Genomic DNA, 510 nt, shown 5'->3' on the forward strand with positions numbered 1-510 from the left:
GGTAACGTAATTACTGATACTCTTGCAGGTATGGGACGTATAGCAGCAGGCGTACCAGTATCATTAGCTAATGCCGGGATTGGTGTAGTTAATACGATTGGTGAGGGTGTACAGCGTGCAAGTAATGCTGTAACAGGTGAGGCCGGACAATATCAGCCAATCCCTAAAGCGGGTTATGGTGCATTAGATGCACAGCTAGCCCCCAGAGGAAATGAACAGATTGCATCTGATGTAGGGGCAGCACTGTTAACAGCGCCTGTTATGGGTGCAGAAGTAGCAGCAGAACAGGGCGCACCATTGCTAACCCGTCTGGCTACCAGTGCAGGCCGTAATGCAGCAGGTAGCGTTGTTCCTGTTATGGCTGAACATACCAGCGGCAAGGAATCAGGAGAGGCTTTAAAAGAGCTGGCGCTTAATACTGTAGGTGGCATGGGCTTAGAGGGTGTTACAGGGGCTGTAGGCCGTCTTATTCCACGCTCTACAGCAGAACAGGCAGCGGATATTGTTAAC

1 protein-coding gene is annotated in these 510 nt (G+C 50.6%); it reads left to right on the forward strand.

Annotated features, from left to right (window positions below):
* Positions 1–30: 30 nt before the first annotated feature.
* Positions 31–510, forward strand: a 480-nt coding sequence (locus N1032_RS28040) for a hypothetical protein (protein WP_259544028.1), incomplete at its 3' end; no start/stop codon positions are given.

The sequence above is a fragment of the Herbiconiux daphne genome (genome assembly GCF_024979295.1).
GTDB classification, from domain to species: Bacteria; Actinomycetota; Actinomycetes; order Actinomycetales; family Microbacteriaceae; genus Herbiconiux; species Herbiconiux daphnes.